Consider the following 18,963-nt stretch of genomic DNA (forward strand, 5'->3'; position numbering starts at 1 on the left):
GCGAGACGACACCACCATCGCCAACCATGAATCTCTCGCAGCGCGCGGGGAATTCACCCACGAATCCAAACCACAGGAAATCACCTGGACCATCGCCGCCTACGAATCTCCCGTAGGCCCCAGGGCCTGGCACACGACCGCCAACGCCGCCACGCCAGTAGAGATCGTGCGCGCCCTCCTCGACGAACTGGCCAGCGACTGGGCATACGCGGCCGGACACTGGACACGTCCCTCCGAGCAGACCATCACCGAGGCGACCAACCGCTGACCAAAGCGGGATGGAAGCAGACCATGGAGGTCCCCGGGTCCAATGGACACCCCAAAGTGGCGCTTACGGGGTGCAGTTCGATGCCTCCGCAGCACTCACCCCCGACGGCTTCCTGCCGACGTGGACCGTCTGGGGCGGCGGCAGCGTTGACCGACCCACCTGGGACATCCACGCACTCCCCGTACACCCCGGCCGCAGTGCTACGGCCCCTCACCGTCGAACTCGCCCAAGCACACTCCCCCGGCCAACTGGACTCCGAGGCTCCGTTGCGGCCACGAGCCCGCGCCCTGAGATGTCCAGGGGCGCATGAGGCCTTCGGCTTGAGGGCCAACGCCTCGGCCATCCTCCGCGCCAAAAGGAACCCAGCCCCGAAATACGCCCACCAGTTCGACTGGGTAATGCGAAAGAGTGTCGATGGCGTGGCACTTACCAGCACGAAGAAGAAAAGAAAAGCGCCTTCTCGCGATATGGGCCTCACGCGTCGCGAAACCAACTCGGAAGGAGGTAGCGTCCGTTGATGTGCCCCGGCGGGCGGCAAACCAACGCCGGGGCGCTCAGCCGTCCATATCAGAAAGGACTTCGCATGGACGACCAGGACGCTTTGAGGGCAGTAGCTCTCTTCACGAACCGCTTCGAACGTAGCAGGCTCCTTCCCGCGGGTGTGGAAAGTGGCTTGGAAATTGCCTGGGGTGTCACGCACCTGGGGTCTCTTCTAGCACTGATGGTTGTACCCACGCTGCTGGCTGGTCACGCTTGGGAGACTCCCTGGGGCGCCTTCGCCCTGACTGCGTGCACGGGAATGGCTATGCGTTCCTATCTCGGCTTCCTGCGCGCCCGTCGCCGCTAGCTGCAAGGCGGCCCGGCGGGTCGGGGATCTCGTTCCGCCGGGCCGTCCTCTGCGGCGATGGCACTGTCATGGCGTCATCAATGAACTGCCCGGAAATCTGAAACAGCAGCGTCATTGCAGAAAATGACAGCAGGGAGGGAATCCCCATGAGGGGAGCGCTGAACGCATGTTGCATGTGCGGTGTCGGGATCATGCAGAGGGAAGGGCCCGGCCGGAAGAGGAAGTACTGCTCGTCGGGCTGTCGGGACAGAGCCCGACGGGTGAACAACGGCGCTTCGCCTGATGTGCAGCCGAAGCGCCTGGGGCTGCACATGGCTGAAGGTCTTCCTCGCATGGCGCGGGAGCTGCTCGCCGGCGAGCACGCCGGCGAGGATCTGCCGACCTTGTTGGGACGCGCAAGGGAGCTTGTCAGAGCAGTCGAAAACTACAGTGCCGGTGCCGTGCTCGACGCAAGGCACAGGGGCACGAGTTGGGACAGGGTCGCGCGGGCTGCCCAGATCAGTTCCCAGACGGCGCGTGAACGCTGGAACGAGTCGGTAACCGAGCACAGACTGAACCGGCAACTAAGCGAGCGCACCTCGCTCTCCCCTACTTTGCCCCTGCCGACAACGCACTCGTCTGCATTTAGGTCATCGCAGTCGAGCCTAAGCGAGAAGGCATCGGCGGACCGTGCTGCGCGGCTTCTTGCCGATGCCCTGTCCTTCCTTCATGAAGCGAGTGGACTTGCTTTGCGGGACGTGGCGGTTTCGCTTGGGATGTCGTCGTCGTATGTCTCACGCATTCTCAGCGGCGACCGGTTGCCCGGTTGGTCCGTGATGCAGGACATGATGGCCTGCTTCGGCGCCGATGCGGCAATTCTGCGGCATCTGTGGGAGACCAGTCACGGCATAGCGCCGTCCACCCGGCGGCCGGTCACACAGGCAGCCGATCGCGTGTTCCATGCTCTGCAAGGCCTTTACACGGCAGCCGGCAGGCCGACACCGGCCGACGTGCACCGTGACTGCTCCGGAGCCCTTTCACCCTCAATGGTGGAGCGGGTACTGGACGGCACCTATCTGCCCGACTGGCCGGAAGTCAGTGCGCTGGTCGCGGCGTTGAACGGATGCCCCGAAGAGGTTCGCCCTCTGTGGGAAGAGTTCCATTACGCCTGGCTGTGCACCTTCGAGCAGTCAGAGGAAGGGGTCAGCAACACCCCCGGGAGGACCGACGGGAATGGTGAACTGCACTGAGGGCACCCACCAAGCCCCCTTCCACCGCCCGGGCGAAGGCAGCCTGGCCCCGGCCTCGCATGCAGCGCAGTGCGACGGCATCCCTGGAGGCAAGGAGCTTCCCATTGAACTCTGTCCAGACTTCACAGCATTTTGCAGCGCATACCGCCTGATCTACCTCCGGTACAGCCAGGTGCGGCTGAGGTGCCAGGACGCCACGCAGCTGGTGGTGGACGGCGCTCTGGCAGAGCTGGCACGGAATTGGCAAGCAGCGCTGAGCAGCCCCTGCCTTCCCGCGGTGGCCTGGGAAACCCTCACAGGCCGTGTAGGGGCGCGCATCCGGAAACCGGATTTCCTGCGTCTCCTTCTGTCCGAGCAGCAGGCCGATGCAGTGATCCTTCGCCACCGACTTGGACTTGAACTTCGCGATGTGGCCCAGATCATGGGTGTTCCCCAGCCGGTGATCATCGGCCAACTTCGCTGGGCTCGAAGCGCCGTGCAACATGCGGCAATTGCCAGGTGAGACGGTGGGTATTCCGCCCTGACGACCCTTCTCACTTGGCATGGGCATATGCCTAGTGGCTGAATGCCCGGGCATGAGCGGCCGTCTCATGCTTCGCACTCACGACTGGACTGCACCAGTGCCTACACTGAGCGCTTGCCATATCGGAGCGTGACTGCCGCGGGCGCGAGGTGCCGTATGAGCCAGGGGGAGCCACCCCAGCATGAAGTGCGTCCGGTCGACACGGAGAATCCCAGCGTCGCGCGAATGTACGACTATTACCTGGGTGGGCGCAACAACTATGAAGTCGACAGGGCCGCTTGCGCCGCGCTGTCGGCCCAGGCTCCGAGCACGGAGATCCTCGCGCAGAACAATCGCAGGTTTCTGCGACGTGTCGTGCATGTCCTCGCCGCCGAGTACGGGGTCAGGCAGTTCATCGACCACGGGTCTGGTCTGCCCACGCAGGACAACGTGCACGAAGTGGCGCAACGAGTGCATCCTGACGCACGGGTCATCTATATCGACAACGACCCGATCGTTCTCGCCCACGGGAAGGCACTGCTCAAGACCGACGAGAACACGGATGTCATACGGGCCGACATGCGTGACACCGAGCGCATTTTCACGCACCCGAGCGTCAAGCGACTGATCGACACCACGCAGCCGACTGCGGCCCTGTTCGTCTCCGTTCTGCACTGCATCCCGGATGAGGACAACCCCGGCAGACTGGTCCGTGATGTTGCCCGCAGGCTCGGCGCCGGTAACTTCATGGTGATCTGTCAGCTCGTCAGCGATGAGCCGCGCGTCCGAACCTGGGTTACGGAGTTCATGCGCGAGAGCACAGGCGGAAACTGGGGCCGTGTCCGGGAACGCTACGAGGTGGACCGCTACTTCGACGAGATGGAAGTCCTTCCGCCCGGTGAGCTGGTGGACGTCTCGAAGTGGCGGCCCGAGGACCTGGCGCCCAAGCAGCCCGGGGATGAATGGATCGAGTACGGCGGCGTGGCCAGAATCCTCGGATGATGGTCTGCCGGAGGCAGGAAGCTACTGGAGGCCCTTCAACACTTCGTCCAGGATCCGCGGTGTCTGCTCTGCATCGAGCGCGGAGGCTGCGAGCCGGTCGAACGTCATCTGGTACTCCTGGAGTTCCTCCTCGTCGTCGTAATACTTGGCCCCGGTCGGATCTTCGACGTAGACCTTGTCCGAAATCCCCTCCAGGTCGAAGCGAAGGTACGTGAACGAACCGCTGGGCCGCGAGACACCCAGCCTGGTCGGCAGGATCTGGACGGTGATCTGGGGGTGGTCTTCCAGCAGCTTCTTGAGGTGCAGCAGCTGTGCGCGAATCACGTGCGGTTCAGCGAACTGTCGGTCGAGGACGCCTTCTTCGAGCACCACCCACTGGGCAGGGCCATTCTTGCGCAACACCCGCTCCTGCCGCTCCTTGCGGAGCTTCAGCCGGCGCCTGGCAAGGTTTGTGGCGCCCATCGCATCACCTTCGATAATGGCCTGCGCGTAGGGCTCGCACTGCAGCTGGCCGGGCACCGCGCGGTTCTCGAAGGACCGCAGTTCCTTGGCTGCCGGCTCCAGGCCAGCGAACAACTTGAACCAGCCCGGGAGCACATCAGAGCGGAAACTTGTCTTCCACTCCGACTCCGCGGAGGCACGCAGGAGACGCAGCGTGAGGTGGTCACCCTCGGGGCCCACGCCGTATGCACGAAGTGCACTTACAAGGCCCGTCTCCTGCCAGCGCCGCTGGCCGTTCTCCAGCCGGCTCATCTGCGACGCGTGGACACCGATGATCTTCGCGGCTTGCGCGGGCGTGAGCCCTGCCTCTTCGCGGAGCTCTTTCAGCGACTGGGCCAGCATGAGCCCCAGAGCGGTAGGACTTCGGTCGGCCTCCCCCAGGTATTCCTCTATCGACCTGACGTTTGAACGCATGCTGACTCCTCGGTGGATACGTCGTCAGACAGTATCCACCGAGGAGCCAGGATTTTCGCAACAACCGCGATTACGAGACGAGTTGTGCCATGTTTCAGACGACGAGGTGGTCGAACTCGTTGCCCTTCACTCCATCGAGGAAGGCGACCATCTCCGCCCGGGTATATACCAGGGCAGGCCCGTCAGGCTCGCGGGAATTACGGATCGCCACACCGCCCCCGGGCAGAGCGGCGGTCTCCACACACTGCCCCTGCTCTATCGTCTTCCGGCTCTTCGTCCAGATGACGTTCGGAATCGAACTTGCCCGAACGCCGTTCGCGAACTCCTGCATATCGCCCACTCCCTACCTTACTCAAACCTCCCGGCCAACCTCATCCCATGAGTTCACCGGAGAGTGATGTCCAGGGTTGGCAATTCCCGTGGAAATTGCCAACCCTGGGTAGGACCATACGCGGCGGCTCAGCGCCGTTCGATACCTGCAGCGGAACAGCCCCCGGGAGAATGAATAATGTGCAAACCCGGCATCGGAGGGGAAGGTCCCCCTGCCCGTCAGCCGACCATCGGCAGGTGGCCCAAGGACGTGGTGTGCGCCCTCAAGCGGGGCGGGCATGATTGGGCCGCGGCAATGGGGTTGGCCTCCGGCGGGCTGGTCTCACTCCGCTATGGCACAGAGGCGGAGAGCGTGGCCGGCACGCGCAGGCTCATGGAGGAGGCACTGCGTCGGTGGAGCATTCACTCCTCACGCGACGATGTCGTGCTGGTGGCGACGGAGCTGGTGACGAACGCCATCCGGCACGCCCTACTGGATCCCGCCGAACGCGGGTGGCTCGCAATTGGATTGCGGGGCACGGGGGTGATCTGTGCAGTCACGGACCCCTCGGCTGACCCACCTGTCATCAGTCCCCCGCATTTGATTGCGGAGTCGGGGTACGGGCTCCACATCGTGGAGCAGATGAGTGAGTCCTGGGGACACTTCGTCATGGCCGATTCAGGAAAGGTCGTGTGGGCCCAGATCCCCGTTGCCGCTGCGCAACCTGCCACCTGGTGATCCGTCGTCCAGCACAAGCTCGGATCGTCAAAGCTCGTCCCCGGAGCGGGCCAGCCCCGCCCCCGCATCCTGAACCGCCACGGCAGTCAGCCACACGACGTAGCACCCTCGCCTACATGCCCTCCACGGGCTCGCTTCGGGCCACGGAGAGCTGTGCGGCCACGGGCCGTCTCACGATGCCGCGTAGCTCGCGCGGAACAGTTCCTGGGCGCGCTCCAGGTCCCTCCGGGTGCGCAACTGCACCTCCAGGTCGCCGGTTCCGTGGTGGCCGAGTCCGGTGACGTCGCGGGTGAAGCCGGGCACGAGGTCGACCTGCTTGGGGGCTGCCTTGAGGTAGACGAGCAGCTTGGTCTTCTGCGGCGGGCAGACGCACGCGAAATTCCGCAACCGCTGGTACGCGCGGTACTGCTTGCGCTGGATGCGGTTCACCCCGTCGCCCATCCCGAGAAGTACCTCGTCGACCGACGACACCAGCTCCTCCAGCGCCGCACTCCGGCTGCTACCCGCTCCGGTCCCGACCGCGAGCTGGCGCGCCGGCCGGGCAGCAGGTGCCCGGCCAGCGACGGATGCGACGGTCTCAAGGCCCAGGAGGTCGCTGCCGAAGTATCGGTAGCGGACCAGGTCGATGCTGCGCCGGTGCTCGCGCACGGCGTGCACGTCGTAGCCCGTGAAGTCGCCGGCGATGCAGATCAGTCTCGGCCCACTCCACAACACCTGGGCCGCGGCCGTAGCCCCGAGCCGGTCGCGGACCAGACGCTCGAACTCGCTGCGGTGGTCCATCAACCACGCGAGGTAGAACAGTCCCTGGTGAATCACCCCGGCGTCGACGGCCCGCTTGTACTCGACGACGACGGGTGCCCCGTTTTCGTCGATGCCCAGCGAGTCGATGCGCCCGCCGTGGACGGGCCCGGTGCTGTACTCGCTTGCCAGGAACCGGACTCCCAGCATGGTCTCCATGTGCGCCTCGACGAGGCCCTGCACATCCGCCTCGACTTCAGCGAGACGCGGCGCGACCTCGGTCACACCGCTATTCGTCGTGTTCGTGCGGAACAACTTCAGGCCCGACACCTTCCCCTCCTCGGCTCGGACATCACCAACGCAGATGAGGTGCTGGATTATTTTCGCGCGAGGCTCCGCGCGCTTGGTCGCTTCGAAGCGACGCAACATAGCGCGGGATGGCCAGCTAGCCAAACCGGCGATCCCACGGATCATTAAGAGTCCACCACGGCTTCTTGAACACGCGCAGAAAACCCGGACCAGCTGTGTTTAAGGCAACACCACTCTCACGCCGGAGAACGCGAAATGCACGAACAAACCAACGAGGTGCAGGGCGCCCGGTATAGCCCTACGAGCATCCGCGCGACCTGGGACGGAACGGGGAGCGTGGAGGAGGCTTCCAGGGCGTTGGGGTTCTCGCGGGCCAAGCCGCTGTGTTCCACTCCTCGCCCGCCGAGTTCTACTCGGCGGGCCGGAGGGCTGCCTGGTGAGACGTGCGAATGCGGGCTCGTGGGACGTCTGTCCACCACCCTTTGGGGCGGTGGGAGTTCATCGCGGTGGCGGCGAGTTGGTGTTGTAATCGGGCCATGGCCCGAGTTCACGGGTTCGAACCCCACCCGACTACTTGCCTGCTCGTACGTCGAAAGACACCGTCGAGATGGCCGTCAATTCACCTCGTATCGCGCACATCAGCACTCAGGACGCCCCGTGGCTGCTGCTCTTTAGCGCTCCGGGGAAAGCTCCCCGGAAGGGGCTGCCGCAGACCTGCCGTGATCACTCCCAACTAGCCAGGCGGCACATCGGACAGGAACTCAATTCCGAGATGTTCTCGGAGCAACCCTCGCAGTGCCGAGCCATCGATTAGCTCAACACTCCCCAAACTCTGAGCAATTTCAATGCTGGGCGCCGAGAATTTTCCGTTTGTGATGACCACTCCCTTACGCGGAGCGCGATCCGTCATGGGCTGGACCAGACGCTCAAGGGCGACAGCAGAAACTTCCCTTCGAACGTGCTTGACCTGCACAAGAATTTCTTCACCTGTAGCCCGGTCAAACAATATTGCATCCACGCCCGGATCACCCACTCGCACGGCCGACTGTTCTTTCCCCATGGTGTCGAGGAGTCGCAAAACCAAGCCCTCAAACTCGCGCGGGCTCATTGCTTGGAAGTGTTTGTCGTGCGAGTGGAGGTGTTTGTCGTGTGATGAGTCCCAGTCGAGCGGCGAAGCAAACGGGTCCCAAACGCGAATTACATCGTCATAGCTAACCGTGGCAAGAAGGCTGTGACTTCCTGGTCTATCAATGGCAGCCATGGCCAGTACTTTGCGCGGACGGATGGTGATCAAATCGCGTGATGCAGGTTCCTGGGCCTCAAGGTCCCACAGTTGCACAGCACCACTATAGTCAGCTGTTGCTAGCCGACGTCGCCCAGTGTTATCGGCAAGCGACGTCAACCCCCGACCAGGGAACGTGCCCGTCGTGTATGAAATTCTGGACGAGCCTCCATTTCTTGCATCCCAAGTTTGAAACATCCCCCTGTATCCCGAGGCAACAAGAAGAGGTGGATCATCTCCGTATTGAAATTCCGTCATCGCCAATACATCTTTTTGGGGAGCTGGATACCGAACACCTTGATACCTTCCACTGGTCGCATCCCACAAGCGCACCTCACCGTGTTCGTTGATGGTCGCGAGGAGCGGAGATCCCCCGCGCATTCGGACAGCAGCGATCGACACGATTCCAGATTCGCGCAAGGTGAATGGCTTGCCGACCATGGCTCCCGTACCCGGGTCCCACGTTCTAACTTCCCCCTCCGGCCGACTATACGTGGCAAGGTGCGTTCTACCGTCGGAAGTGGGAACAGACGCCATTGCAACGGTACTGCCAGAAACGGCAAATGAGGAAAGTTCGGCTCTATATTGCGGTCGCACGGTCAGGGGCGGCTGGAATCCAGCCCCAACTGTCCTCCGCACGGTCGTTTCGAGGTTGCCGGGCACGTGGAATATTGTTGCGAGCCTCTTGACAGATTCCGGAATTCTGAATTCCCAGTGCTCGGACCGAGCTGTGGCGACCATCAGAGGGGGCGGATGCATGAGGTAGCACTGAGCCGGCGCGTCGCCGAACCGCTCCAAGTTGTCTAGCCACACCACCGTGCGTGGGCTTAGCCGCGCCATCCCACTCCGCAGCTCTTCGGCCGTTGCTGGTGCCCACACGACCCACCCGTCTGACAAGGTGCGGACGGCCTCCCAAGCCGATCGCGTCTTGCCCGAGCCAGCCTCCCCCACCAAGACGATACCAACGTCCTCCCCCGAGCCAGCTCGGTGGATTGCCTCTCTCAACTCGGCGTCGAACTCGCGCTCTACATAGGCTGGCAGCTGCTCCCGTGAGTCTCCCGCATATGCCGCTGGGTGAACACCAAGCTGTTCTGGCCGAGTCTCTGCCACCGGCGTTGCCCGTGGCGCAGCGGATTTCGCGAAAGGAATCGCCCCCCGGTCGATGCTCCGCTCTCCCATCCTCCCGGACGTTGTGCGAGTTGCCGGGAAGTCACCACCCGATCCACCGGCGAGCCGTTCGAAGTACTCCGCCACCTCCGACCGAACCAGCTCCTGAACAGCAGTGACTTCGTGACGCAGTTGGGAACCAAGCAGGGCCTCGCGCACGCCAGGCAGGAAGCTGAACTCAAAGCGCCCCATATCGGATTCTGCCGGTACCTCCTGCCAGTTCTCAAGAAGCCCGCCAAGAGCGACCTCTGCGAGGTGGCCGTGATCGGCATGCGGCAACATCGCCCGGCGCACGAGTGTCATCACGGGAAGAGTCAAGGGGACCGCAGACAGATAGCCTGCCAACTCCTGGGCGCCAGGGGAAGCGCTTTCCTGAAAGCGACGCATCGCCTCCACTACATCGGGTCCAGGGCCGGCGACAGACGCCGGAGGGGCGAACATTTCAGACTCGCTGCCCGTACGAGGAATTGTCAGGCACGACACTCTGCTCCATCGGCCCTCACCTGCGACCAGCGCCGCCAGCAATCCAAGTCCCGCCTGAGAAGCCTCCAGCACCGGAATCGCGATGCTGCCAGCGAGCCTCGCCCTGCTTCGGGGCCCCGATCTCGTCCGGGTCCGCCCTTCCCTCTGGCCTGTCGCAGCCATACGCCACGATACGTTCGGGGCCGCCAGCCGCGGAGCCCGTACGAGCACACCTGATGGGGCAATTGCGCCTCGGTTCCACAGTCTGCGTGGCAGGACATTCAGCAATGCCAGTGGGTTGTGTGTGGCCCAATGACGGAGTACCGATCGCAGACGCGGACCGTTCCATCCTTCGGCGACGGTATCCGTGACTACCAGTACCAGGCGATGGCCGGACGGATCGGCAACTTCCTGGGGGCGACGTGGTTCGCCGCTGCTTGTGTGCGCGACAGTCGGCGTAGCGTCTCGCTCAGTGCCGGTCAGGAACCACACTCGCACATCGCGGAAGATGCCAGTTTGCGCGATGGTGCGGCAGAGCTCGCTCACCAGGTCATGCCAGAGCAGCATTGAGTGATGGGTATCGATGACCAAAGCCAGGTCGAGCCAGCGTCCACGCTGAGGCTTCAGGATCGGCACCACCATCCGTTGTTCCACGCTGTGGGTGACGCTGAGTTCCTCGTCCAATTCCGCGCTATGGACCCCGGGCGCAGTTCGACGTCTCAGCGGGCGCAGCGCCCGCATAACGCCCAAGGGGTTCTCCAGGGCGAGCGCTCGCCGTACCAGTACGGATTCGCCCTGTCGGCTATCCGGCTCGTAAGTGCTTCCACTCTTCGCGGGGGGTTTAGCGCTGTAGTATTCTTCGCCCGCCTGAGTGTGGACTTCGCCTGCGCCAGTACCTTTCGGAGGCGTGCCCCCATGGTCACCGAGGTGTGGCTGTTGTCTATCGGCTGCTTCGGCGTGCCCTTCGTCGCTGCCGATGCTCGCGGCCAGCCATAGGATGTCCGCCAATTCCTCGGGGCCCGCTTCAACGCCGGATTCCTCTAGTGCTGCGAGCAGCTCCTCAATCATCGGAGGGTCCTCACACGGAGGAAGGGCCAGTGAGCCGGTGCAGCACAGTTTCAAAAAACTGTGCTCGATCGGCTTCCTCGGACCATGCGCCCTTCAGGCGCAGTTGGACGGCGTTGAGAAGTTGGTCAGTTGCGAGGTCGCCATCCATTCGTCGTTCAATGAAGGCTTCGACAAGGTCTCGGTAGCGCTCATCAGCGGTGGAGTCCAGGCCCAACCGCTGCCGGACGATCTGCGTTAGTTTCTCCCTATTTGGAGGCTCCATATGCAGTCTGATGCATCGTCGCAGGAAAGGCGGAGGAAAATCTCGCTCTCCGTTGCTGGTAAGGATGACGACGGGAAATGAGCGGCACGTTACGCCGCCACGAGCCACCCGCACTCGCGCCTGTGGATCGTCCTGCGTTCCGACTCTCACCTCCTGCTGCTGCCGCGCGACCCGCGCAAGCTCGGGAATTTCGAAGGCTCCTTCTTCAAACACTGTGAGCAGATCGCCAGGCAGGTCGATGTCGCTCTTATCGATCTCGTCTACGAGCAACACCCGGGGTCGGCCCTGGGGTAGTAGTGCAGTTCCCAACGGCCCAAGGCGCAGATATGGCGCAATGGACAGGTCTACAGGGGCATCGGGGGTCTGCCGAAGATGGCGCAGATTGGCGTCATGGAGCCTGCCGATCGCGTCATATTGGTACAGCCCGTCACGCAAAGTGGTACGACTCGTGATCGGCCAGTGCAGCACAGGACCGAGTTCCAGGTTAGCGGCGATGCTGTACGCGAGCGTGGACTTACCGAGTCCGGGCTTTCCTGTAACCAGCAGCGGTCGGCGTAGGTACAGGGCTGTATTTACCGCGTCCTTCTCCGCCGTGTCCGGTACATATCCAGTGCCCCGGCGGTGTGTCTCCTGCCATGCGGGGTCGTCGATTCCCGGAGGCGCATACTCCGGATCCTCAACCCCTTTGAAGTCCCGCCAGGGAGGACGCTGTTCAGCCAACCGCGAATTTCTCTGCCCAACGGTTCCCGGACCTTGGTAGATCCACCATTCCTTCGGCGTCATGACAGCGGCCTCCTTTCAGGTAGGCGTTCGGGGTCATCCCACATCAGCGCCAAGGGGGGCCACAGTTGCCCTCCGTCGGCGAGGGCTCCTGGCGAGGGTATCCGTCGAGCTTTCAGTAAGGCGGGAAGACGCCTCAGATCCATACGGTTTGCGCCCACAAGCCTCGCAGCCATGCCATCCCGGTCCTGTGTCGCCTTTCCACGCCGTGGCCAGACAGCGATGGGTACGCCGGCGTCCAGCACAGCATCAAGCGTGTCCAGCAGATGCTGCTCGGACACGTCGGCAAGCACGCACACGGGGGGCTCGGTGGCTTGAAGAAACACCCCCAGAGCCTCTCCGACATCATGGTCGCCGAGCTCGTGCACGGCCTTTGGGTCCTCACTGCCATGCGCCTTGAACCATTGCCACTTACGGCGCCAATACTCCCCCGCCATCCCGTCGCGCTCGTCGGGGCAGCGCAGCAAGATCTCGTAGTGGCATCCGAGTTCGATCTCTTTGCCTCGCCTGCCGATGGGCAACCGCCAATGTTCGAACTCTTCCTCCAGCAGCCCATAGGGAAGATGGAATTCGATACGCACCAGACCGACATCCCGCTTCACAAGCAACTGCTCGGCCAAGCGGTCACGCACTGCTGCCATGGTCAGAGGCCGACCCGACTCCCAAACGGCCTCGAAGACGCCTTGGTGGTAGATCCACATCCGGACCCAGTGAACACTGTCTTCTTCCGGGTCATCCGTGAGGTGCACATGCAGACCTGGTGGTTCCGGGTCCGGTCCGGGAGGGGCGGGTATAGGCGCTGAACCCAGGCGCTCGCGGGTGGTATCGACCCAGGCGTCAACTGCGTCAGCCCACGTAGGCTCGGAGGAGCGCGCGGCGAGGTGGCGCATGAAGGGCAGCGTCAGGGGCATGTCCCGCTGCCTGCCCTGCCGGGCATCAAGGTCGTAGGCGATGGCCGTCAGCCCACCGGGTGGCAGCCCGCGATGCGCCGGAAACGCGCAGCCGGTGATGTCAAACGCCCAGCGGTATGCATCGTGCGTGTAAGCGGGAGTCCTTCGATCATGCAAAAGCTGCCCGAGCTCCCTCCAAGCAAGCTGGTCCAGGCATGGAGCTCCGGGGCCCGCCGAAGCCGGATCGGTCCAACGATCACCGAAGATCGTAGATCCGCTCCAGTCTCGGTCGATGACGAACTGCGGGTGTTGCCACGCCAGCCCCTCCAACCGTAGTTTCCGGAAGTCGGCTTGCAGTGATCGGGCGATATCGACGAGTCTCTGCACACTCTCGTCAAGGGTGGCTTCATTGAGCCGACGCATAAGGGCGTCAGTGAACTGGCCTGCGCCTCGGTCAGCGAGGTTCTGAGCGACCTCGCCGGCGTGCGCGGCGTAGAGCGTGAATTGGCGCCGCTCCGGGTCCGGCGGGCGTGCCCCGTACTCCTTCTCACCGAAAGCAAGCTTGCTCGCCCATCGGGTATCGATCCGACAGGCGTCACCAATCACAATCTGTCGACGGAATCGGCTGTCGGCCGGTCCAGCGCCTTTCCACCAGCGCAGTGCCGCCTCCAGGTTGAGGTGCGTAGTCCAGTCGCAGGTGGCGTCCACGTACGGTAGGAGCATCTGTTGGGACTGATCGAGAAAACCGTGTCCAGCCCAGTAGATCCACAGCAGATCACCGTCGCATGCGGGCAGTTCCTTGAAGAGGATTCGCTCGACATTTTCCTGGGTTGGTGTGAGGTAGTGACGCCCTGGCGCATCAGGCTGGCTTCGGTCGAGGGGTGAGAGCAGCAGGTTCACCTGGCTGTCTGGTACCCCGGCGATGTCGGTGAGCCATTCAGCAATCCGCAACGCATCGCGAGCTGCACCGGGAAGATCCCATTCGTGGCTGATCTCGTACGACTCGATGCCCACCACAAGCGCGAAGACGCGGCGTGGATCAATCCCTTCGGGCCCGGCAGTACTCACTGCAGCTTCTCGACTTCCTCCACGATCCGGTCATACACCGCATCGAGCTTCCAGTACGCGCTGTGGCTCAGGGGGAACGGCTGCCGACTGCTCACCTCGTGGTCGATGACACGGAGGTCGTCCGGGAAGATCGGTTGTGCCCGGTATGCGAGAAGGTCCGTACGGTCGAATATGTTGAGCCACCGAGGAAAGTGGAGGGGCAGTCCAGCAGTGGGTTGCAGTCCGGTGAGGGCGCCCAGTTCGTGCAGAAACGGTGCCTGTGAACCGACCGTGACCAGTAGGTACGCTCCTGGCAGCGGCCTTCCGTCGACGGCCGTCAGAGCACAGAGGTCCACCAGGGCGATGCCACCCAGGCTGTGCCCGATCACGACAGTCGGCTCGGAACTCGCCGTGATGACGTCTTTCAGGTGGTTCCGCAAGGCTTGGCCCCGGGCCTGATACCGCAGGATGTCTCCAAGTGCTGGTACTGACCGCGTGGTTAGTGATGCGCGCCAGCGATTGAGAGCAGGCTGGGTGGTCAATCGTAGGGCGAGTTTTCCAAGTACCGCTGCCGGCCGGCCTCCCGGGAACCGGCCTGTGCCACCCAGCCGGGCACCGACGAGGTCCACCAGACGGTCGCGCTCCGCGCCAGTGCACAGAGCCTCATCCCCGGCGACACTCAGGGACTGCGCAACGACGGAGCGAGCGGTGGTCGCCACTAGTTCGCGAACGGCTGGGGCGCGAGAGGTCATCTCGCATGCGCCCAAGAATTCCGCAGAGCTGTCGACGGCTCTAAGTGCTTCGCTGAAGGCAGCGGCTATACCTGTGGAGTCGAGAAGGGAGGATATTTCTTCGTTGAGCGAAGGAGCATCTTTCAGCTGAGCCAAAGCGTCAGCGATCTCCGCCCCCGCGGCTCGGACACCCGGCATGCGCAGGCCGTCATCATCCGCAGCAGCCGTCTCGGCTAACACACGCAGCTCGCAGAGCGGGTCTGTCACCAACAGCTGCCATTCTGCGGTCTCCCGGTCGAGCGGACTGCCTGTCGCTGCCATGCCCCGCACAGCGTCTTTCCCAGGGATTGAGGCACCGCCTGCCCCCAGGGACGCACCAAAGGCATCACCCCAGTAGCACGGAACCACATCTGCGTCGGAAAGTCGCGCGCCTAAGCCCGAGGCGACAAGGGCCACCAACTGGTCGAACCGCTCGCGGCGCACGCCTGTCCCGTGAACGAAGACGAACCGCATGCAGACCAGACCTCCCTGTTGTGCCGTCAGCTTGCACGAGCGTATCTGCTGAGAGTCTCGAGGTGGGGCGATCCACGGACACCCCAGTAGCATCATTCCCCTTTCATTCCCTATGAGTTGGACGATCGCTCTACCCGCCTCGCGCCCCGGCCGGCAGCTTCTGCCGGGATGCCCGGGTCGCTTAGGGACGGGGCGCCGGACCCATGGACTGTGGGAGAGGTGGTCGGTTCGGTGCGGCTACGGTGCCGGCTTGAACGTCACCGTCGCATCCGGGCAGCCGGCCGCGATCGTCCGCAGGGCTCTGACTTCGGTGGGGTCGGCGGTCAGCTTCCAGCGGAGTTTCGCGGTGATCCAGTCGGTGGCGTAGGTGCAGGTGGCGTCCTTGGCGGGTGGCATCCACTCGGCGGGGTCCTTGTCGCCCTTGGTGCGGTTGGGGCCCAAGCTGACGGCGACGAGGCTGCGGTCGGCCCCCAGGTCGTTCGCGTACTGCTCGCGGCGTTGCGCGGTCCACTTCGAGGCGCCGGAGTCCCAGGCTTCGGCGAGGGGGACGACGTGGTCGATGTCGAGCTTGCGGGCATCGGTAACGGTGCGGTCGTCGTAGTAGGAGCGCCAGGTGCCGCCGGTCAGACGGCAGCTCTTGCCCTGGCGGGGCTTCTTGACCGCCTCGGCCAGCAGGACCTCCTTGCGGGTGTCGCAGCCGTCGTGGTCCGCGTCGGTCCACAGGTGGAACTTGTCGCGCTCGTATCCGGTCCGGGATTCGCGGGCCACCGTCAGCCGACCTATCGCATCCGTCAGGTGCAGGGTGCCCTTCGTGCTCTCGGAGGAAGTCGCGCTCGGCTCGGCGGACGGCTTGGCGTCCTCATCGGTCGTAGCGGGAGTGCACGCGGCCGCGGAGAGTAGCAGGAGGGGGAAAGGAAGGACCGCCAAGCGGCGCGTGCGGTACATAAGGCTCCCTGTCGGGTGAGGTGAGTCAGGCCCCATGGGTCTACCCACCGCACCAGGACACGTCAACCAACGAACCGGTGATCGCGTCGGCCGGTCCATGTACGTCTCCCTGTGCGGTTGTCGTCCGTCATGCCGTCCCACAACCGGGTGACTTCTGCGCCTCGGACGAACTGCCCACTCGGGCATCGCGTCTGTGAGGCCATGAAGATCTACGAAGAGCACCTCAGGGAACCGGGACTTGTCGTCGTGGACATCACCGCGGCCGACGAAGCAACCGCTACCCAGGCAGTGGCCGCGCTCGGCGGGCTATGGCTCTCCAGCGGGCCCTCCGCCCCCTGGCACACCCCCGGCCAGGCCGGCGTCACCGTCCGCGCCTACGCCGACCTGCGCCGCCCACCCCTGCCCGGCGGCAGCTTCGATCCCGGCACCTGCTGAACACCCCGTCGCCAACAGTCCCCAGGAGCGGGCAGCTACCGCGTCGACGCTGGCTCCACGCAGCCCGCGGGCGAGGTACTCCATCTCGGGCAGCGTGCCCGAGAAGGCCCCTGCCAGCGCCTGGCCCGCGACAGCCTTGGCCTCCGTCAGGCCGACGCCGAGGGCAGCGCGCAGCACCCGCATCACGGTGATGCGCTCCACCGACGGATTCGTCACGTGCAACGTGGCCGGCCCGTGGTCAGCGAGCAACCGGTCCCGCAGCCGGGCAGGGAGATCCTGGCCGCAGTCGGCCGTCATCTGCCCGCAGGCCGAGCACACGGACTCCACATCCCACCGCAACGAGCCACCGATCAGCCCGTGGACGCCCTAGGGCGTGTATCAGAAGTGGATTTTTGGATGTGCGGTGATCTTGACACGTGTCGCGTGGAGATCTGACAGACGAGCAATGGGCCGTGTTGGCACCGCTGTTACCCAGGGGCGAGAAGCCGGGACGGCCGCCGATATGGACCCGGCGGCGGCTGATCGACGGCATACGCTTCCGGGTCCGCACCGGGATCCCCTGGCGGGACATGCCCGACGAGTACGGACCCTGGGGCCGGTCGTACGACCTGTTCCGCCGCTGGCAGCGGGATGGCACCTGGCAGCGGACCGTCACCGCGCTGCAGGCCCGGGCGGATGCCAGGGAGTTGATCATCTGGGACCTCAACGTGGACTCCACGGTGTGCCGGGCCCACCAGCACGCCGCCGGGGCCAGGAAAAGGGGGGACCTCCAAAAGGAGCCGCCCGGCGGCGTCCAGGCCGAGCCGGCCGACCACGGCCTCGGGCGCTCGCGGGGCGGGCTGACCACCAAGCTGCATCTGGCGGTCGAGCAGGGTCAGCGGCCCATGTCCATCGTGATCACGGCCGGGCAGCGGGGTGACTCTCCGCAGTTCGAGGCGGTGCTCGGCCGCATCCGGGTGCCCCGCCCAGGAACGGGCCGACCGCGTACCCGGCCCCGGCGCGTCCGCGCCGACAAGGCGTACGCCTCCCGAAAGAACCGCGCCTACCTGCGTAAACGCGGGATCCGCTGCACCATCCCGAACAAGGCTGACCAGCTGGCCAACCGCACGAAGCTCGGCTCCCGCGGCGGCCGGCCCCCGAGCTTCGACAAGGCCGACTACCGCGAGCGCCACGCCGTCGAGTGCGGCATCAATCGCCTCAAGAGGCACCGCGCGGTCGCGACACGGTACGACAAGCTCGCCGTCCGCTACGAGGCGACCGTGCTGATTGCAGTCCTCAACGAGTGGCTGTGAGCCAGCCCGCCGCGGTGGTCGGCAGCGGTGATGAGCTGGTCGAGTCGGCGCAGTGTGTGGGTCATTTCCTCGACCCTGGCCGCGAGGTGGCCGCGTTCGGTGTGCAGCATGCGGCGCTGTGCGACGGTGGTGCGGCCGTGGTTCACGCAGGGCAGTAGTGCCGCGATGGAACGGCTGCTGAGGCCAGCCGCGTAGAACTGCTGGAACAGGCGCACCACCTCGACGGTGTCCTCGGTGTAGCGGCGCTGTCCCGACGGTGTACGTTCCGGGCTGAGCAAGCCTTGTTCCTCGTAGTAGCGCAACGCGCGCACGCTCACACCGGCCCGCTGAGCGAGCTCTCCGATCTTCATCGCCCCGTTTCCCCTTTCCCCACACTTGACTCTCACGTTGGCGTGAGGTTTTAGCGTAGCGGGCATGGACATTCGAAACGAGATTGCGCTGGTCACCGGCGCGAACCGGGGTATCGGGCACAGCTTCGTCACCGAGTTGCGCAGCAGAGGCATCAAAAAGATCTATGCGACCGCTCGCCGGCCCGAGACCGTCCCGGAGATGCCCGGTGTCGTCCCGCTGATGCTGGACGTCACCGATGACGCGTCCGTTGCCCGGGTCGCGGCCACGGCCGACGACACGACACTGCTCGTCAACAACGCCGGGGTGTCGACCTTCGCCCGGCTCACTGACGGCGCGGAGGAAGACATCCGGCTGGAGATGGAGACCAACTTCTTCGGCACCCTGCGCATGGTGCGTGCCTTCGCGCCGGTCCTGGGCGCCAATGGCGGCGGTGCCGTGCTGAACGTGTTGTCGGTCATGGCGTGGATGGCGTACGAACACTCCAACAGCTACGGGGCTTCCAAGGCCGCAACCTGGGCGCTGACCAACGGCATCCGGTACGAACTCGCTGGTCAGGGCACCCAGGTCACGGCACTGGCCATGGCAAGCGTCGACACCGACATGATGGCCAGCATCGAGGATGAGAAATCGGCCCCCGCTGTGATCGCCAAGGCGGCGTTGGACGGCCTTGAGGCCGGTTCTCTCGAAGTGCTGGCCGACGGGCGGACGGCCCAGTGGAAGTCCCGGCTCGGCGAGGACCCGGCCCTGTTGTACCCGCAACTGTCCGCACAGAACGCCGCCAAGCCGTAAGCCCAACCGCCCGGGACGGATGTGAACACCCGCGGCCACCGTCCCGGGCGCGGCACCGCTCCTCAAGTGCACTTTCGCAACAGGCCCTAGC

General features: G+C 64.5%; 17 protein-coding genes and 1 pseudogene. 8 read left to right on the forward strand and 10 right to left on the reverse strand.

Annotated elements, in window-relative coordinates; translation table 11 throughout:
- Positions 1-16: 16 nt before the first annotated feature.
- The 4 genes from M8I34_RS41375 (at position 17) to M8I34_RS21050 (ending at position 3,848) form a co-directional block, all read left to right on the forward strand.
- Positions 17-268: a DUF317 domain-containing protein gene (locus M8I34_RS41375; protein WP_308372499.1), complete on the forward strand. Its 252-nt coding sequence runs from the start codon at positions 17-19 to the stop codon at positions 266-268.
- Between the two features lie 1,107 nt (positions 269-1,375).
- Positions 1,376-2,344 (forward strand): helix-turn-helix transcriptional regulator, encoded by a 969-nt coding sequence (locus M8I34_RS21040; protein ID WP_250051124.1) that lies wholly within the window; start codon positions 1,376-1,378, stop codon positions 2,342-2,344.
- Entirely contained in the window at positions 2,328-2,846 is a 519-nt protein-coding gene (locus M8I34_RS21045) for a hypothetical protein (RefSeq protein WP_250051126.1), read from the forward strand. Before M8I34_RS21040 ends, M8I34_RS21045 begins: the two co-directional genes overlap by 17 nt.
- Positions 2,847-3,023: 177 nt before the next feature.
- Positions 3,024-3,848 (forward strand): SAM-dependent methyltransferase, encoded by an 825-nt coding sequence (locus tag M8I34_RS21050; protein WP_284050583.1) that lies wholly within the window; start codon positions 3,024-3,026, stop codon positions 3,846-3,848.
- A 21-nt stretch (positions 3,849-3,869) separates the two neighbouring features.
- Here the strand turns inward: M8I34_RS21050 and M8I34_RS21055 are convergent, their stop codons facing one another.
- Positions 3,870-4,763 carry a helix-turn-helix transcriptional regulator gene (locus M8I34_RS21055; protein ID WP_250051131.1) on the reverse strand — a complete coding sequence of 298 codons (894 nt, stop codon included), beginning with the start codon at positions 4,761-4,763 and terminating at the stop codon, positions 3,870-3,872.
- 94 nt (positions 4,764-4,857) lie between these two features.
- Positions 4,858-5,094, reverse strand: coding sequence for a DUF397 domain-containing protein (locus M8I34_RS21060; RefSeq protein ID WP_250051133.1), 237 nt, complete (start codon positions 5,092-5,094; stop codon positions 4,858-4,860).
- Positions 5,095-5,388: 294 nt separating this feature from the next.
- Here M8I34_RS21060 and M8I34_RS41965 point away from each other — a divergent pair, with 294 nt between their 5' ends.
- Positions 5,389-5,811, forward strand: a complete 423-nt coding sequence (locus M8I34_RS41965; protein ID WP_374210957.1) for an ATP-binding protein — start codon at positions 5,389-5,391, stop codon at positions 5,809-5,811.
- A 171-nt stretch (positions 5,812-5,982) separates the two neighbouring features.
- Here M8I34_RS41965 and M8I34_RS21065 read toward each other — a convergent pair whose 3' ends face one another.
- The 7 genes and pseudogenes from M8I34_RS21065 to M8I34_RS21095 all read right to left on the reverse strand — a co-directional run bounded on the left by M8I34_RS21065 (position 5,983) and on the right by M8I34_RS21095 (position 16,005).
- The gene (locus M8I34_RS21065; protein WP_250051135.1) at positions 5,983-6,879 is read right to left on the reverse strand and encodes a DUF5655 domain-containing protein; all 897 of its coding nucleotides are present in this window, start codon (positions 6,877-6,879) and stop codon (positions 5,983-5,985) included.
- 712 nt (positions 6,880-7,591) lie between these two features.
- Positions 7,592-8,581, reverse strand: coding sequence for a restriction endonuclease (locus M8I34_RS21070; RefSeq protein WP_250051137.1), 990 nt, complete (start codon positions 8,579-8,581; stop codon positions 7,592-7,594).
- Between the two features lie 855 nt (positions 8,582-9,436).
- Positions 9,437-10,837, reverse strand: a pseudogene (locus tag M8I34_RS41970) (SAV_2336 N-terminal domain-related protein); the annotation flags it as partial.
- Between the two features lie 10 nt (positions 10,838-10,847).
- A complete protein-coding gene (locus tag M8I34_RS21080; protein WP_250051141.1) occupies positions 10,848-11,882 on the reverse strand; it encodes a MoxR family ATPase in 1,035 nt (344 codons plus the stop codon).
- Positions 11,879-13,837 (reverse strand): caspase family protein, encoded by a 1,959-nt coding sequence (locus M8I34_RS41665; protein ID WP_250051143.1) that lies wholly within the window; start codon positions 13,835-13,837, stop codon positions 11,879-11,881. Before M8I34_RS41665 ends, M8I34_RS21080 begins: the two co-directional genes overlap by 4 nt.
- Positions 13,834-15,060, reverse strand: a complete 1,227-nt coding sequence (locus M8I34_RS21090) for a hypothetical protein (RefSeq protein ID WP_250051145.1) — start codon at positions 15,058-15,060, stop codon at positions 13,834-13,836. The genes M8I34_RS41665 and M8I34_RS21090 overlap by 4 nt, the downstream gene beginning before the upstream one ends.
- Positions 15,061-15,297: 237 nt before the next feature.
- On the reverse strand, positions 15,298-16,005 hold the full coding sequence (locus M8I34_RS21095) for an HNH endonuclease family protein (RefSeq protein WP_250051147.1): 708 nt from the start codon (positions 16,003-16,005) through the stop codon (positions 15,298-15,300).
- Between the two features lie 201 nt (positions 16,006-16,206).
- Here M8I34_RS21095 and M8I34_RS21100 point away from each other — a divergent pair, with 201 nt between their 5' ends.
- Positions 16,207-16,440 carry a DUF6207 family protein gene (locus M8I34_RS21100; protein ID WP_250051149.1) on the forward strand — a complete coding sequence of 78 codons (234 nt, stop codon included), beginning with the start codon at positions 16,207-16,209 and terminating at the stop codon, positions 16,438-16,440.
- Positions 16,441-16,856: 416 nt separating this feature from the next.
- On the forward strand, positions 16,857-17,732 hold the full coding sequence (locus M8I34_RS21105; protein WP_250051151.1) for an IS5 family transposase: 876 nt from the start codon (positions 16,857-16,859) through the stop codon (positions 17,730-17,732).
- Here M8I34_RS21105 and M8I34_RS21110 read toward each other — a convergent pair.
- A complete protein-coding gene (locus M8I34_RS21110) occupies positions 17,687-18,082 on the reverse strand; it encodes a MerR family transcriptional regulator (RefSeq protein WP_250051153.1) in 396 nt (131 codons plus the stop codon). The two genes, M8I34_RS21105 and M8I34_RS21110, sit on opposite strands and share 46 nt — an antisense overlap.
- A gap of 64 nt (positions 18,083-18,146) precedes the next feature.
- Between M8I34_RS21110 and M8I34_RS21115 the strand changes: the two genes are divergently transcribed.
- Entirely contained in the window at positions 18,147-18,872 is a 726-nt protein-coding gene (locus M8I34_RS21115) for an SDR family oxidoreductase (RefSeq protein ID WP_250051155.1), read from the forward strand.
- Positions 18,873-18,963: the final 91 nt, after the last annotated feature.

It is taken from the genome of Streptomyces sp. MCA2, assembly GCF_023544705.1.
GTDB classification, from domain to species: Bacteria; Actinomycetota; Actinomycetes; order Streptomycetales; family Streptomycetaceae; genus Streptomyces; species Streptomyces decoyicus.